General features: G+C 56.7%; 12 protein-coding genes. All 12 read right to left on the bottom strand.

The genetic code is table 11. The annotated features are described in order from the left end of the window. Nucleotides 1-2,681, bottom strand: a 2,681-nt coding sequence (locus BF99_RS21015) for an Eco57I restriction-modification methylase domain-containing protein (RefSeq protein ID WP_156013325.1), incomplete at its 3' end; no start/stop codon positions are given. 132 nt (nucleotides 2,682-2,813) lie between these two features. Then, nucleotides 2,814-4,085, bottom strand: coding sequence for an amylo-alpha-1,6-glucosidase (locus tag BF99_RS0113955; RefSeq protein ID WP_025771402.1), 1,272 nt, complete (start codon nucleotides 4,083-4,085; stop codon nucleotides 2,814-2,816). 52 nt (nucleotides 4,086-4,137) lie between these two features. Continuing rightward, nucleotides 4,138-5,181: an ABC transporter ATP-binding protein gene (locus BF99_RS0113960; RefSeq protein WP_025771404.1), complete on the bottom strand. Its 1,044-nt coding sequence runs from the start codon at nucleotides 5,179-5,181 to the stop codon at nucleotides 4,138-4,140. Nucleotides 5,182-5,239: 58 nt separating this feature from the next. Then, on the bottom strand, nucleotides 5,240-6,055 hold the full coding sequence (locus BF99_RS0113965) for a carbohydrate ABC transporter permease (protein ID WP_025771405.1): 816 nt from the start codon (nucleotides 6,053-6,055) through the stop codon (nucleotides 5,240-5,242). Then, nucleotides 6,052-6,951: a carbohydrate ABC transporter permease gene (locus tag BF99_RS0113970; protein ID WP_197019158.1), complete on the bottom strand. Its 900-nt coding sequence runs from the start codon at nucleotides 6,949-6,951 to the stop codon at nucleotides 6,052-6,054. Before BF99_RS0113970 ends, BF99_RS0113965 begins: the two co-directional genes overlap by 4 nt. Before the next feature lie 186 nt (nucleotides 6,952-7,137). Further along, on the bottom strand, nucleotides 7,138-8,406 hold the full coding sequence (locus tag BF99_RS0113980; protein ID WP_025771408.1) for an ABC transporter substrate-binding protein: 1,269 nt from the start codon (nucleotides 8,404-8,406) through the stop codon (nucleotides 7,138-7,140). Nucleotides 8,407-9,132: 726 nt separating this feature from the next. Next, nucleotides 9,133-10,065 (bottom strand): glucose-1-phosphate thymidylyltransferase RfbA, encoded by a 933-nt coding sequence (gene rfbA / locus BF99_RS0114005; protein ID WP_025771411.1) that lies wholly within the window; start codon nucleotides 10,063-10,065, stop codon nucleotides 9,133-9,135. 27 nt (nucleotides 10,066-10,092) lie between these two features. Beyond that, nucleotides 10,093-10,986: a dTDP-4-dehydrorhamnose reductase gene (rfbD, locus tag BF99_RS0114010; protein WP_025771412.1), complete on the bottom strand. Its 894-nt coding sequence runs from the start codon at nucleotides 10,984-10,986 to the stop codon at nucleotides 10,093-10,095. Next, nucleotides 10,983-12,131, bottom strand: coding sequence for an NAD-dependent epimerase/dehydratase family protein (locus BF99_RS0114015; protein ID WP_197019159.1), 1,149 nt, complete (start codon nucleotides 12,129-12,131; stop codon nucleotides 10,983-10,985). Before BF99_RS0114015 ends, rfbD begins: the two co-directional genes overlap by 4 nt. After that, entirely contained in the window at nucleotides 12,128-12,682 is a 555-nt protein-coding gene (gene rfbC / locus BF99_RS0114020; protein ID WP_025771415.1) for a dTDP-4-dehydrorhamnose 3,5-epimerase, read from the bottom strand. Before rfbC ends, BF99_RS0114015 begins: the two co-directional genes overlap by 4 nt. Beyond that, complete coding sequence (locus BF99_RS22105) at nucleotides 12,683-15,382, bottom strand: glycoside hydrolase family 99-like domain-containing protein (RefSeq protein ID WP_025771417.1); 2,700 nt, start codon at nucleotides 15,380-15,382, stop codon at nucleotides 12,683-12,685. After that, nucleotides 15,379-16,140 (bottom strand): ABC transporter ATP-binding protein, encoded by a 762-nt coding sequence (locus tag BF99_RS0114030; RefSeq protein WP_025771418.1) that lies wholly within the window; start codon nucleotides 16,138-16,140, stop codon nucleotides 15,379-15,381. Before BF99_RS0114030 ends, BF99_RS22105 begins: the two co-directional genes overlap by 4 nt. Nucleotides 16,141-16,145 lie beyond the last annotated feature (5 nt).

Raw genomic sequence — 16,145 nt, forward strand, 5'->3', positions numbered from 1 at the left:
TTCATCGAAAATTCGCTTCGCTTTTTCTCCCCCCCCCCCCCCGTTTCTGACAGTTTGCGTACATCCAATACAGCCAAGGAGGGAAGACGAGAAACGGTGATGCAAGCTCTACCCTGCTGCTGACGGCTTCCCTTCCACCAAAATGAAATCAAACCGAGAATGGTATTCATCCATAAAACAAGCGGTATTTCCCACCTCGTATCTTTACAAATAAAACTTGGCCACGCCCGGCCCCCGATAGTCTTTACCGGCGTCAGGCAACTTGCCAAGGATTGAGAATTGAGCCGGAAGTCACGGTTTAAATGTAAGCAAGAAGCAGTAGCCCATATATTTGCCGCTTTCTCTTGATATCCCGGTCGAATTCTTCCTTGACTATCCGGCAGCACGACGAATTGTCTTTCTCGAGTTGCATCATGCGACCATAAAGTCGGATATGTCGGGGTTCTCCCCTTATCGATCGGAACGATATCGAAAGGCCCGAGGACTTTTTCCGTATATTTGTTTTTACCTGATATTTCTCGATCAACAGGCCCTCGTTCACCCAAAGATCCGAGGTCCACGATCGGGATTTCGATTTCCTCCAATAATCGAGGCAACGATAATAATCCGCGATAGATCCCGCCGGCTGTTTTGGCAACCCCGTCATCGGCGATCCCGGAAAGTCCTCCTTGTTCAATATCTCCCTTTATATACGAACCATTCATCACCGCTCCATCGCTTCTGTCGGAGGAAATCTTCCCGATAGAGCGAGCCATCACCACCGCTTCGAGCACGGATTGCGGACGAGTTTTGAGATTGACAAAGGTCGTATCAGTTGTCGGTATTTTTTCCTTTTTACGGGTTGCGATGATCAAAACCTCAGCCATTCCCGTATCGAAAGAAAAGGCTCGGCTCGTGCTCCCATGAGAGGCAATGCTGACAACGATGATATCTCGATAGTGCTTGGAGAGAAAATCGCGGACTTTTTTCCAGCCTGCTCCCGATACAAAAGTCGCCGAGAGAACGAAAGCGATAGTACCCCCGGGCTTGATTTTCGCATGAGCGATATCGATGAAATTGGATGCAAGCCCCGCCCTTCCATCCCCGACCATTCCTTTTCCTTTGAATTTGCGGAGTTTTTCCGACATCTTGCGTTGCTCTTCCTCGGCCGTACCGAGCCCGGCAAAGGAAGGGATTGGAATATTATGATGTCCCCCTTCATGATTCGTCGGACGGGTAAAGGGCGGGTTCATGATGACAATATCGAAACTTCCATGCGGGATGTTCAGGGTTTCGGCACCCGCACCCTTTTCGCTTCCCCGGACGCGATCTTGTCCCGTTCCGAACAAGTCTCTTGCCGATTGATCTTCTATCAGATCGAGCGCCCCGATCGCCACGTCGCGCCCGGAGCCATCGGGTGCCTCTCCATATTCGAAAGTAACGATGGAAGTATTGTCAAAAGGCACTTCCGGTTGTACGCTGGAAAGAACGGATGCGGTAAGATGCGTCGCCGCTGGCAGAATATCTCCGCCGACGAGAACATCCTCCATCATTTTTATATGTAATGCCTTGCCATCGCCTCCCCGGTGCCGATGACGAGAGGCGATAGAGGCATAAGCGGCGTTCAACAAAGCCCCGGTTCCGCAAGCGAAATCCCCTATCCGCAATCGTCCGATGGCATCGGCATCGGACCAATTCACATCGAGCCGCCCGATGGCAATTTCCGCAAGCAGGCGAGCCGACTCCGGTAGCGTATAGAAGGATGCCAAGAATTTTCGATCGGTGATCAGGCGCTGAAACAGCCGTCCGTGCAGATCATGCTGCGTGGTCGCACCCAGATCGTCCAACTCTCCGGCAACGCGGGCAAGGCGATCCAAAATCCTTTGCGCGGTTCCGTTCGGGATCGGCTTTAGCAGCGACGCTGCGGTTTTGAATATGGGGATGTAATTGATATTTCGGTAAATATGGTGCCATGTTTTCAATATTTCGCTTTTTGATAGTTTATGATTTTCGTTCCGATGCTCGTCCAGTGTCTTGACTTCATGCGTCCCCGCTATCTTTGTGTGGAAGAAAAGAGCGTTGGCGATGATCGACATCGCCATCCCTCGCGTTTGCCGGCTATCTTTTTGGTGCAATTCGCCGGAAATGGCAAAGAGGATCTCCGGGGCGGTTTGTCCTTTATCTTCCAAAATTTGTGCCGCTTGCTCGATACCGAGATTCAGGATTCTTTCGCCTTCTCGAAGTTGGTTTTCGGATAGCGATACGAGTTCGATGGTACTCGTCAAATCGTCGATGTCGACCGAGAACCAGCCTTCATCCGGCCATCTTTCGGCATTCGCAGACCAGACGCATAAGCGAAAAGACGCATTCTCGATTGCCTGACGTATGTCCGTCGCCTTTCTTATATCACCGGGGACGCATAAAGCGACGGATTGTTCGATAGCCCTTCCATCTTGTTCGAGGGTATTTCCGATCCGGTTGAAGGCATCGTCTTCGACCGTACGGGCGGGATCGAATTCCGTTTCCACAACCACGGGGATACCGCTAGGAGTGTTGACTACAAGGTCAGGACGTGCACCTGCGCTTTGCTCGAAAATCCCTGTTTCTTCGGCAAAAATCTGCCCGTTCCAGTTGGGATTTCTGGCTACGAGTGCGTCTTTCAATCGCTCGTTGAAGATAATTTCTATTTTCCGTCCGGACATTGTCATCTCCTATGATTCACCGGATACGACCGTTTATGTCTTGGGGTTATGTGTTGAAAGAAAGAGATTTCCGAACTATAGAGGAAATCGTCTTCGATCGGCGTGATTTTTCCCGATGCTCGTCGTTGTGTGTCAGTTGTCGTTTTTCATCAGCAGTTCGATGGTCATGGCCGCGGTCCAAGTGAAATCGGATCCGCCGCAAGGGTTGCCGTCGATCGGGTCGTAGTACTCGCCGAAGCCGCTTTTTTCAACGAGGCGCAGGCTGTCTCTTTCGATTCGCCGGGCGAGGTCGTGTTCTTCGATGCGGATGAGGCCATTGCGGATCATGTAGTTGACGATGAGCCAGACCGGGCCTCGCCAGTAGCGGCTGCTCTCGAAGGCGCCGGATGTTGGATCGTGGCTCGGGATGAGATAGTCGCATCGATCTCCCAATTCCCGGATTCGATCGGCGATCGACGAGGCCCGAGCCCTTGGCAAGGGGGCGAAGATGGCCAGCAGTCCGGCGATCGAGTCGCTTTCTATCGGTTGCTCGATGATGCGATCGAAGCAGAGATAGCGTCCCTTCTCTTCGCTCCACAGTCCTTCCATCGCTTTGATCCCGGCGGCGAGTTGCGCCCTCGATTCCTCGCAGATCCGGTGTTCGCCGAGTCTTTCGGCGAGATCGGCGAGATCTGAGATCGAGCGCAGCAAGATGGCATTGAATCCGGGGTCGACGATGGCCAAGGGCGAGGCATCGTGGAGCTTTCGATGGTCCCATCGATGCTCTTTGAACAACTGGATCAGCCATAGATAGGCCTCGTATTGCTCCCTCGTCGGCCGATGGGATGGATCGGCAAGGCTGGTATCCCGGCGGGTGAAGGGGGTGATCGCTCCCTTTTCGATCCGGGCGAGGGCTTCATCCCAATCGACCGAGTTATCCCTTCCGGTCTCCCAAGGGTGGATGATGGCGGCCAATCCCGTGCCTTGGGGGTCTCGGCATTCGAAAAACCAACGATGCCAAGCGAACAGTCGGGGGAGAAGGCGCAAGGTGCGATCGATGACCTGCGCATCGTCGGGGGCGCGCTCGAAAAGACGCCGAACGACGAAGGCGGCGACCGGGGGTTGGGTCAGCCCCGAGGTCGGCGGGGTGCGCTTGGTATCCCATATTGCCGGGCCGGGGAAGTAGTCATCGCTTTCTCGGTGGAAGACGATATGCGGCACCATGCCGTCTTCCCACTGGTGGGCGAAGAGGGTTTCGATTTCGGTGAAGGCGCGATCGAGATCGATACGGGCTTGTCCGAGGGCGACCAAGCAGCTATCCCAGTTCCACTGGAAGGGATAAAGTCCATGGGTGGGAACCGTATATCCCCCCATATCGTTTCGCTCAAGGATATCGAAGGCGCGGCTCAATAATCGTTCTGACATGTCATCTCCTTGGCATCGCCCTCGTTATATGAAATCTCGTCGCCCGAAGGGTTCAGGCAAGCGCAAGGTCGGTGAGCGGGTCGAACCAGCGAATGCGATCCGGCTGCGGTGCGAAATACCGGATATCCCCCGGATTGACCGCATGATCGTTATCGACGGTCGCGCGGAAAGGGCATCCGGCGACATCGCAGGTCAATAGCAGATGCGGCCCCAAGGGCTCGACGACCTGCACCCGGCCCTCGATTCCCTCATCGGCAAGATGCATGTCCTCGGGGCGGATGGCGAATTCGATGTTCTTGGCATCGACCCGAGGACCTTCGAATTCCCGGTTCGCGACCTGCCACCGCCCGTCGCCGATCGGAGTTGCGGGCAGGATATTCATCGGGGGGTTGCCGATGAAACCGGCGACGAAGCGATCCGCCGGATAGCGGTAGAGGTGGACGGGGCTATCCGATTGCACGATCTTCCCTCGGTGCATCACCGATATCCGATCCGCCAGGCTCATGGCCTCGATCTGATCGTGGGTGACATAGATCGCGGTGGTATCGCTTTGGGCGAGCACCCCTTTGAGTTCGGCTCGCATCTCGAGTCGAAGGAGCGCATCCAAGTTCGAAAGGGGCTCGTCCATCAAGATCACGTCGGGTTCCATCGCCAGCGCCCTGGCCACCGCCACCCGCTGGCGCTGCCCCCCGGAGATCTGGCCCGAATAACGATCCAGCAGTTGCTCGATATGCATCATCTTGGCCGTGCGATGGACGCGCTCGCGGATGGTTTTTTGCGGCAGTCGGTGCATCTTGAGGCCGAAGCCGATATTGTCGAAGACCGTCAGGTGGGGAAAGATGGCGTAGTTCTGAAAGACCATGGAGATGCCCCGCTCGCGCGGCGGCAGGTCGTCCACCCTTTTATCCCCGATCCATACCTCGCCCTCGGAAGGGCTTTCGAGCCCGGCGATGATCCGCAGCAAGGTGGTCTTGCCGCAGCCCGAGGCGCCGAGCAAAACCATGAACTCGCGATCGGCGATCGTCAGATCGATGGAGTGCAGGGCTTGGTAATCGCCGAAGCGCTTTGCGATATTGCGAAGCCTGATTTCGGCCATGGTTTGATCCTTGAACGGGTGGCGGGTATCGAGGGGGGAAGGCTACGAGAGACCCTGATCAGCGGTTGGCGATGCCCCACATCGCAAAGAGATATTTGCGCACCGCGAAGATGAAAACGAGTGCCGGTACCACCAGGATGAATCCGCCGGCGAATTTCAGGTGAAGGGGCGAGGTGTCGAGGTTTTGCAGCAAGAAGGCGGTCAGCGTCCGGTTTTCGATGGTCAGCACGGCGGCGGCGAAGACCTCGTTCCAAGAGATCACGAAGGCGAAGATGGCCGAGGCGGTGATGCCGGGCAGGATCAGCGGCAGCACCACCCGGCAGAAGGCGCCGAAGCGGGTGCAGCCCAGGGTCCAAGCGGCCTCCTCGAGCTCGATGGGGATGCCGGAAAAAAGCGAGAAGGTGATGAGAACCGCAAAAGGCAGGGCCAGCATGGTATGGACCAAGCCGAGCCCGAATATCGTATCGTCGATGCCGAGCCTGATAAAGGCGATCGCCATCGGCAAAGCCAGCAGCGGTAGGGGGAAGGCGCGGGTCAACAGCACCAACAGCCGGAAGGTTTCCTTGCCCGGGAAGTCGAAGCGGGACAAGGCGTAGCCCGCAGGAGCGCCGATGAGGATGGATAGCACCATCGTCAGCCCTGCAACCCATATCGAGTTGAACAGGGCGTCGATCATGCCGTCGAAGCCTGCGAAGAAGCGCAGGCTACCGAGATCGAATTCCGGCCAGAAGCGCTTGGGGAAGGCGTTGACCGCTTCCGGCGAGGAAAGGGTGTTGATCAGCAGCAGCCCGAGCGGGACCAAAACCCATATCGTCAGCAGCGCGATCGTCGCTCCGTAAAGGTAGCGCGATGCCAAGCGCATATCGCCGCTCATGCTTGCGCTCCTTTGGGGACGCGCAAGATCCGCAAGATGACCAGAGTGAATGCGACCGAGATGCCCAATATCACCAATGCGATCGCCGCCGCTCCCCCGCTGTCGAGCAGCTCGAATTGATAGGCGTAGGTCTCGCTCATCAGGACCGGAAAGAGAGAGCCGCCCAAGGCCACGACCACCGCGAATACCTCGAAGGCGAGGATCACCCGCAACACCAAGGCGGTTTGCAGCGAGGGGCGCAGCAAGGGCAAGGTCACGCGCAGGAATCGCTGCCAGGGCGAGGCCCCGAAAACGGATGCCGCCTCATGGTATTCCTTCGGGATAAGACCGATCCCGGCCACCAAAATGACCAGCATGATCGCGGTGGCGCGCCAGATCTCGGCCAGAGCGATCGCAAGGAATACCATCCCCGGGCTTTGATAGGAGAGCAGCACCGAGGGCGTTTCTCCGAGCCCCAAGGCCACCAGCATCGAGTTGAGAAATCCGGATTGTTCGAAAATTGCAAGCCAGATGATTCCCGCCGCCAGATCCGAAATCCCCAAGGGGATGGTCCAGATATAGAGCACGAGATCGCGCCCCTTGCGCATCTTGGTCACCAAGGTGGCCATGAGCAGCGCAAGAGCCAGCTGTACCGGCACCACCGCCAAGGCGAGAAGGAGGGTGTTCTTGAGGGCGATCGGAAACTTCCAATGGCTCGCCACTTGCGCGAAGTGGCCCAAGGAAAAAACGCCGTCGACCACGAAGGCTTGCTTGGCCACCATGACGAAGGGGGCGAGGAAGAACACCCCCAAGAAGACGGTGACCGGCAGGATCAACAACCAAGGCAGGAGGTGGGGGCGCATCGGATCGAGAAGTGGCGATCGACGGTTCATGCGCAACGAGCGTTCGTGCGGCAAGCGTCGGCACCCTTATTCACGCCCTTATGTGTCGAAGCGCATCGTCGAAGCCGAATGAGCAGGGGTTCGGGCATCGCATCGCTTTTCGAACGAGGATCCGATATCGATATCGAATAGGCGAAGGGAACCCGGGGCATGCACCATCGCACGCCCCGGGGTGGCTTCGCGATGCTTGATCGATCTCGTTTATTCGACCGGGCAAGCACCCTCGGAGGGGGCGTCGGGCGCCCAACAAGGAGCGCCGGTTTCTTCCATGATCGCGCTCAAGACCTTCTTTTGATCGTCGAGGACGGCGCGGATATCCTGCCCGTTGAGGACGATGCGCTCGAAGGCGTCGACGAAGACGCGATTGAAATCGCCGCCCTTGTTGCCCAATCCCGCAGGCAGCAAGCCGGGGTTGGCGTCTTCGGAGGCGCTCATGATGGCCACGGCATCGCCCGCGGCCTGCACCGCCGGGGGTAGATCCGAGGGCAGATTCACATCGACCACCGGAAAGAAGTTGGTTGCCCGCAGGGTTTTGACTTGGGTCTCGGGGTCGAGCATATAGGCCACGACCTTTTTCGCCGCCGCCATGTCGGACGCGGTGCGAGGGATGGCGACGCCCGCCAGCACCGGCATGAAGCCCCGACCCTCGGGGCCGGCGGGAGCGGGGAAGGCCACGAAATCGTTCGGCCGCTCGTTGAAGGCGTTGGCCAGCCTCGAGGTGTGGTCGAAGGCGATCCAGACCTCTTCGCTCAAAAGCTGCTCTTGCAAGAAGGAGTAGCCGGTGGAGGCGGGGTTGGTGACGGCCCACAGTTCCCGGAATTTCTCCCAAGCCATGACCGCCTTGTCCGAGGCGAAGGTGCGGACCACGCCGTCGGTATAGGAGGGATAGAGATAGCCTTGGAAGAAGCGATGCTTGAGTCCTTTGGGTCCGGCGGGGAAGCCGAATTTGGCGCCGCCGGTCGCCTGCATGACATTGGCGGCCCACTCGATCAACTGATCGTAGCTAAGGGCGTTGATATCCGCTCCCGAGGGCAAGTGCTCCAAGGCCTTGCGATTGGCGGCCATGATATAGCTGGCTTGCATCCAAGGAATGTATTGCATCTTTTGCGTGCCCAGTCGGGCGAGTTGGTTGAAGGTGGCGCTCTTGGCTTCGAGCCCCAGATCGTCGAGATCGACCAAGTCTCGGGTGTCCATCGCCGCGAAATCGCCATGCAAGGCGCCCAAAACCCCGATGCTGCCCGATCCGGCGGCGAGTTCGGCTTGCAGGCGGGTCAACCACGGACCGCCATCGTTGGGTTGGTAGTCGACAGCGACATCGGCGCCGGAAAGAACCTGATCGCGCATCGCCTGCGCCTCTTCCACCGGCTTGGCTTGGGTGGACCAGAACAGTACCTGGGAGTGGGATGCGCTTGCAGCGATCAGAAAAGCCAAGCCCGAAAGGGCGGCCGAGAGTTGCTTGTTGATGGTCATGATATTGACTCCGTGGAGAAAGCCGCATCGGAAGCGGATAGGAATTTTCAGGTATCGAAGCGCATTCGAGTCGGCAAATCAACGAGGCTCGAAGCGTGTCTTGTCGGCACCGTCTTGCGGGCATCGATGAGAAGAAAAAAGACTCGTCGAGCGTCGCCGAAGGCTTGAAGGTTTGAGGTATCGACCAAGATTAGGGTGTCGTGAAAGCGAGATCGCTTCACGATAGGGCTTTGATTATACGGGCCGAGCCTTGGATATTGCAACATCCCCCCTCCCCTTCCCCTGACCCGGTGAAAGGGATATCTTGAAACTCGTCATTTTCCATTCCGATCGATCGCAAAGCCTTTCGCCCAAGAGGAAAAACGATGGTGAGCCATCGAGGGATATGGAAAAGGAGGTGTCCCTTGTTTTTCTCGCAGAGCGTCTTTCAAAGATCGAATGCCGGATCGCGTTTGATTGACATTGATCATAGTTCGGATAGGATTAGTCTCACTGAATAAGTGTCGATGCCCCGAAGATCGACGATGCGGGATCGGCGATGCGTCGAATGCCTTGAACCCTCGAATCATTATCGCATCGACGCTTTATCAATATCATCCTTCGAACTTTATTTCCGATGATATGCCGATCGATAAAACGCCGGGGCCTTATATAGGCATCGATGAACAAGATCGATATAAAGATATTGTTAGATATAAAAGGAAAGAATGCGCTCCATTTCGAATATTATCGACTGATCGTTATCGACCGATCGTCATCGACGAACCGAGACTTGGATTTCTTGTCATCATACGTTTCACCCGACAAGCGTAAAAGATATTTTCCATAGTCGCTGTGGCGAAGCCCCCGGCCGAGCAGGGCGAGTTGCCGGGCGTCGATCCAGCCGTTGAAAAAGGCGATCTCTTCGGGGGCTGCGATATATTGGTTTTGGCGTTTTTCGATGGTTTGGACGAAGGTGGCGGCTTCGACCAAACTATCATGGGTTCCGGTATCGAACCAAGTGTAGCCCCTTCCCAACTGCTCGACATGCAAGTCTTTTCTTTCCAGATAGCGCAGATTGATATCCGTGATTTCGAGTTCGCCTCGAGCGCTCGGTGAGAGTTCCTTGGCGATGTGCACCACATCGTTATCGTAAAAATACAAGCCGGTCACGGCCCAGCTGGATCGGGGCTCGGCGGGTTTTTCCTCGATCGAGGTCGCTTGGCCCCGTTCGTCGAAGGCCACCACCCCGTAGCGCTGCGGATCGTGCACCTGATAACCGAATACGGTGGCCCCTTGTTTGCGGCGAGCGGCGCTTTTGAGCTTTTCGGTCAATCCGTGGCCGTAGAAGATGTTATCCCCCAAGGCCAAAGCGCAAGGATCGGGGCCGACGAAATCCCGGCCGAGGATGAAGGCATCGGCCAATCCTCGAGGCGTTTGTTGGGGGATGGTACGGATGTCGATTCCCCAGTGCTTGCCGTCGCCGAGGAGGTTTTGGAAATCGCGCTCGTTTTCCGAGGTGGTGATCACCAAGATATCGCGAATCCCCGCCAGCATCAGGGTGCTCAACGGGTAGTAGACCATCGGCTTGTCGTAGACCGGGAGCAACTGCTTGCTGACGACTCGAGTGATCGGGTAGAGCCTCGTTCCGTGCCCTCCCGCCAAGATGATGCCTTTCACCGTATCGACCGTCCTTCGAAAGTAACTTCAAGCGCTTGTCGAATGACCCTTTGCGCGTAGATAGCGATCCAAAGCGTCGCTCCAATCGGGCATCGGCCCGAAGGCGGCTTCGATGCGGGCGTTGTCCAATACGCTGTAGCGCGGACGGGCGGCGCGGGTCTTGTATTGTTCGCTGGTGCAAGATTCGATCGTGGCATCGATGCCTGCGCGGCGGATGATTTCGCGGGCGAATTCGAACCACGAGGCCGCCCCGCGATTGACGACATGATAGATGCCGGGGTCTGCGCCTTCGAAGAGCATCTTGATGAGAACCGATGCGATATCGGCAGTCGAGGTGGGAGACATGATCTGATCCCCGACCACGGTGAGCGCGCCTTTTTCCCTTGCGAGCCGGATCATGGTCTCCACGAAATTGCCGCCCTTGCCGCTGGCGCCGGCCACCCCGAAAAGCGAGGCGACGCGCAGGATCACGCTTTTTTCGCAGGCGATTTGCGTCAATCGCTCGCCCTCGGCTTTGGATGCGCCATAGACATTCACCGGGGCCACCGGATCGTCCTCGCGCAAGGGGCGGCGACGCTCGCAATCGCCGCCGAAAACATAGTCCGTGCTGATATGGAAAAAGGCGGCGTTCTTTCGGGTGCAGACCTCGGCCATCGCCTTGACGGAGCGGGCGTTGATGGCGAAAGCCAAGTCCTTGGCATCCTCCACTTCGTCCGTCTTGTGATAGCTGGTGCAGTTGATCAGGGTATCGAAGTTCGCAGATTCCAAGACCCGATCCACTCCTTGCGGATCGGATACGTCGATATCTTTTCGGGTCAGCGGAATCAACTCGCAAGCCCGATCGGATCGATCTCGCCCCTGATAGGCCTTGAGGATGTCATGGCCGAGCTGACCGTTGGCACCGAGAAGCAGGACCCTCATAGGTTGATGATGCCTCCGTACATCTCCATCTCGCGGATGCGCTCATGCCAGGCAGAGAGTTCCTTGTACCACTCCAAGGTAATGGTCTTCACGGTGCGATCGATGCTTCCGGCTTCCAATGCCTCGACGATTTCCTCCACGCCGTCGATCGCGCTTCTTTGCGCTTTCCACCCCAAGGATTCGATCTTGTCGAAGGCCACCCGATAGCTACGGTGATCCGGATCCCCGTACCACTCGATATCCACATCCTTGGGGATGGTGTCGGCGACGATCTTCCCCAAGTCCCCGATTCGGTAGACATTATCCGCCGAGCCGACATTGAAGATCTGCCCGTTCACCCTCGATCGATCCGCATCGAGCATGAAAACCTGGGCGCTTGCCGTGTCGCGCACATGGACCATCGGACGCCATTGCGAGCCGTCGCGCATCAGCGGCAGGCGGCCGGTTTTCCAAGCGCCGTAGGTCATGCCGTTGATCGCGAGATCGAAACGCATCCGCGGGGAAAGGCCGTAGACGGTGGACTGGCGCAACACGACGACGCAAAACCCCTCGTCGGCCAGCGGCAAGATATCCTTTTCCGCCAATTCATTGGCGCGGGCGTAGGTGGTCAGGGGATTGGTGGGGCTTGTCTCGTCGGCGATCACCCCATCGGCTTGAAAGCCGTAGATGCTGCAAGACGAGGGCAGGATATACCTTTTCACCCCCGACTCCTTGGCCAAAGAGGCCGTGCGCCCCCTCGCCCGATGGTTGATCTCCCAGGTCGCTTCCTGGAAGAGTTCGCCCGATGGATCGTTGGACATGGCGGCGAGATCGATGACCGCCTCGATATTCGATAGATGCGAACGATCGATCTTGCGATTGTCCTCGACCACGATTTCGAGTCCGTCTCGGCTCGGCAGCAGGTCTTTTCCGAAGAAAAAGCGATCCAAAGCCCGCACCGCATACCCGGCATCGAGCAACATCGGTACCAAAACGGAGCCGATATATCCCCCGGCTCCGGTTACCAGAATCTGTCGTTGACTCATATTGTCCTCTTGGAGTTCCGTTGCGAATTCAGTCTTGAATTCAGCCTTGAATTCCGTCGGCTTGAATTCCGTCGGCGATGGGCGCGGTTTTTCATGATGCCCCGCAAGGCTTGTATTCAATCGAAAGGGGTCTCGATCTCGCTCAACCGAGGCTGCACTCGATCTTTATCCGAAAGGATCGCATCGCCCGGTTCCAAAGGCCAATCGATGCCGAGTGCGGGGTCGTTCCAAAGGATGCCCCGATCATGCAAAGGGGCGTAGAAGTTGCTGACCTTGTAGATCACCTCGGTATCGTTTTCGATGGTCATGAATCCGTGGGCGAAACCGACGGGGACCAAGATCTGATTCCACTCGTTAGCGTCGATCACCGCGCTCGCATGCTGCCCGAAGGTGGGCGATCCGGGTCTTAGATCGACGGCGACGTCGAAGATCGCCCCTCGCACCACGCGAACCAATTTATCTTGGGCGAAGGGCGGGATTTGGAAGTGCAGCCCTCGTACCGTTCCCTTTTCGGCGGAGAGGGAGTGATTGTCCTGCACGAAATCGATATCGATACCGGCATCGAGCAGGGCTTTTTTATTATAGGTCTCGGAAAAAAATCCCCGATGGTCGCCGAATTTTTTCGGGCGCAGGATACGAATATCCGCAATGGCCAAGGATTCGATCTGCATTCATTCGCTCCTTGCGATGGGTGAGTTGTGGCCTGCGATCATTTCGCGATGAACCTCCTCGAGCGCGCTGCGGGTGGCGTCGAGATAGGCATATCCGAATTTTCGATCCGGTTCCAAATAGGCTCCTTCCGCCCATTCATTCCAAGCGTTGATGAAGACGAGTCTTTCATCCCCCTCATATCGATTCACGGTCTGTTCGAGGATGAATCGCAACCATTTTTTATACCAATCGGGGGTGGAGTGATGGTAGATATTCGGGTGATTTTGCCGTCTGGCGGTATTGTCCCAATCCGGCATGATGCCGCGGAACAAGCGCCGTCCGCTTATATCCCGTCTGATATATTTTCGGCAGATTTCCGGATAATCGTTGACGAATCCGGCGAACTCGGGATTCACTACCTTTCCCGGTATTTCGATCGACGAGCCGATGTAATGCGGTGGATATTCGACCACCGCATCCATACCGTAATCGGCGGCGTTCACGGTATTTGCACCTTGTTCGAAAGAACCGATCAGACAAAGATAGATCTCGCCGATTCCCTCCCTCAAACAGGTCTCCCGCCAGCGCTCGACGGTGGCGACGATATTCGGGAAAAGGGAGATGCGATAAATCATCAGCAAGGGTTTGCCGTTGACGCGAATATAGTTGGGATGCTGCATATAGCGGATCAGGTCTCGAATCACCCCGATATCGTCTTGCGGGCTATGGTTTTGCGCCATCAGAATTTCATGCTCGGCTCCGTCCCAGCGTCTCGTCCAATTTTCATTCGCCCACGACAGACAAAAAGGAAAATCCGGGCGGTTGGTTTTTAGCATCCGCTCGAGCGGCATTTCCAGCAGGCGATGCCCGTCGAACCAATAATAGTGATAGCAAAATCCATGGATACCGTAATGTTTGGCGAGCTCCGCCTGTTGATCCATGATTTCGGGGATCCGAAGATCGTAAAAACCCATATCCGAGGGCAGGCGGGGTTGATAGTGTCCTTCGAAGTTGGGGCGAGCCTTGCTGACATTGGTCCATTCGGTGAATCCCTTTCCCCACCAAGCATCGTTTTCCTTGAAAGGATGGAATTGCGGTAGATAGAAAGCGATGAGCTTGACCGGGATCTCGGCGGGATCGATGGGCGTCGGGGCAAGGGGTACGTTGATCGCAGGCCCAGCTTCGGTCTGCAAAGGCGTGGAGAGCGACGCGCCGTTGATATTTTTCCACAGCCAAGGCAACCGGCGAACGATGAAGCCTCGGATCGCCGATCGCATCTTGTCGCTCAAAGGGAGGCGGTGATAGACGATCCTCATCCTTCGGATCAAGGCTCTGATATATCTTTTGACTTGCGAAAGGGGTTGTGTCAGCCACCATTTGATCTCGCGCGAGATAAAACGCAATTTGCGGCTCAAAGCCCGCAACGGGGCGGTGACCTTCCAGCTCCAAGAGTTATAGAAAGCCTCCTTTTCGCGGCAGATTTCATCGACCAAAGTTTCGAGTTCATCGATCCGCAGCGTTTTTTCGGCGCTGTCCAGACTGCGGGTATCGTAGATCCTCATGATTCTTTCGATCCGCTTCGAAGACTGAAGCCGCATATCATCGATATGGATTTGATGCTCTTCGTGCAATCCGTTCACATCGATCCGATGGCGCTCGCGCAGGTCATCAATGGTCCATAAAAGTTCGCGTATTTCATGACGCAAGGTGGCATTTCGATGATTGAGGGATAAAATTTCCTTTCTTTGCTCTTCCGTCTTGTAAAGGATGCGATGCCCGGCGAGGATGGCCGGGGTGAAGTATCGGGAGGATTCCTCGAACTCGCCGAGAATGCGATCCAACGCCTCGAAATCATGCGGGCGAATATCGCCTTGCGCTTGGCGAGACAGTATTTCGAAGGTGGATTCGATCCACGGCAAGATCGCAGGATCGGTGGCCACCCGTTTCACCCCCGCTCGATGGTGATGCAGATTCGATGAAATGGTTTGGTCGATCTGAAAATCGACGGAATTCGACGCTGCGGGCCAAACGATATCGAGATCGGTGGAGATCCTTTGCGCAACCTCTTTCCAGTTACCGAAAATATCCTCGTATTGAACGAAAATGCGCGGCAATCCCCGGGACGAGCGCTCGGCATCCAAAAGATGACGAAGCCAGAGCAGGCGGCTGATCGAGGGGTGGATGCCGTCTCGGGTTTCGACGGAAGCCCCGACATCCAAGGGGTTGCGGACGACGATGACGATTTTGGCTTCGGCCCCGAATTCCTCGAGCATCTCCACCCAGAATTCGAGCATTCGGCTGATGCGAGGATCTTTGAGGATGAAGAAGTCGCTGTTGCCGAACTCCCTTCGGATCAAAGTGCGGGTGCGCTCGATAAGGGCGGGGGCGACGGGCGATCGCCTCCATCGGGGGTTCAAGCGATCCCATTCATCCCAAGCGGTACCCGCACAATGCAAGATGGCATCGTTCAGATCCATGATCGCTTGGGATTCGAAGTACCCGCCCTCGTTGAAGGCATCGCCCGGCATCAGTGTTGAGGGCAGATCCCCGCCGAGAAGGGAGAGCATGCGGGTGAAAACGGAAGTGCCGCTGCGGTGCATCCCGAGCACCACCAGTGCCGTCTTTTTTACGGACTCGGACGATGCGCTCTTAGCCCTCTTCTCAAGGTTCGAAGCGGCATCCGGCTGCCCGGCGCCGGGGATCGGATCATCGATGCTCATGACGCTGTTTCGAGCCTCTCTTTATAAAGCTGCAAGACCTCGTCGACCGGGCCATGGATCACCAAACGACCGGCGTGCATCAAAATCGCCTGGGTACAGATGCTCTTGAGCTGCGGGGTTGCATGGGAGGCGAAGACCAATATCCCGGCGCGGGAGATCAAATCCTCCAAATGCCTCTCGGCTTTTTTCATGAAGGCGGCATCGGCGGCGCCGATCCACTCGTCCATCAGCAGGATCTCGTGGTTGACGCAGATGGAAACCGCAAAGGCCAGCCGCATCGTCATGCCCGCCGAGTAGGTGCTGACCGGCAATTCCAGATAGCCCCCGAGCCCGGTGAATTCCGCGATCTCCTCGGTCCGCTCCTCGATCTCGTCGGCTCTTAGACCCAATAGGCGGCCTCTGGTCTTGATATTGTCGTAGCCCGAGGTATCGGGGTCGATCCCCAAAGAGAGGTCGAAAAGCGAGGATACGTGTCCTTCTCGCATGACCCGCCCCGAGGTGGGCTCGTAGACCCCGGCCAAGACCCGCAACAAGGTGGTTTTGCCGGAGCCGTTGACCCCGATCAAACCCACTCGCTCGCCGTGGCGCAGGTGCAGGTTGACATCGTCCAAGGCCCGCACCCAAAGGGTCGAGTTGCGGACATCGCTGCCGATCCGACCGCCGGTTCCGGTATGCAGGATCCGCTTCTTGATGGAGCGGGCGCTGGTATTGTAGATGGGAAAGTCGACGCCCACCCCGTGCAGTCTGATACTGGCCATCGACA

The organism is Thioalkalivibrio sp. HK1 (assembly GCA_000583135.1).
Classification (GTDB): Bacteria; Pseudomonadota; Gammaproteobacteria; order HK1; family HK1; genus HK1.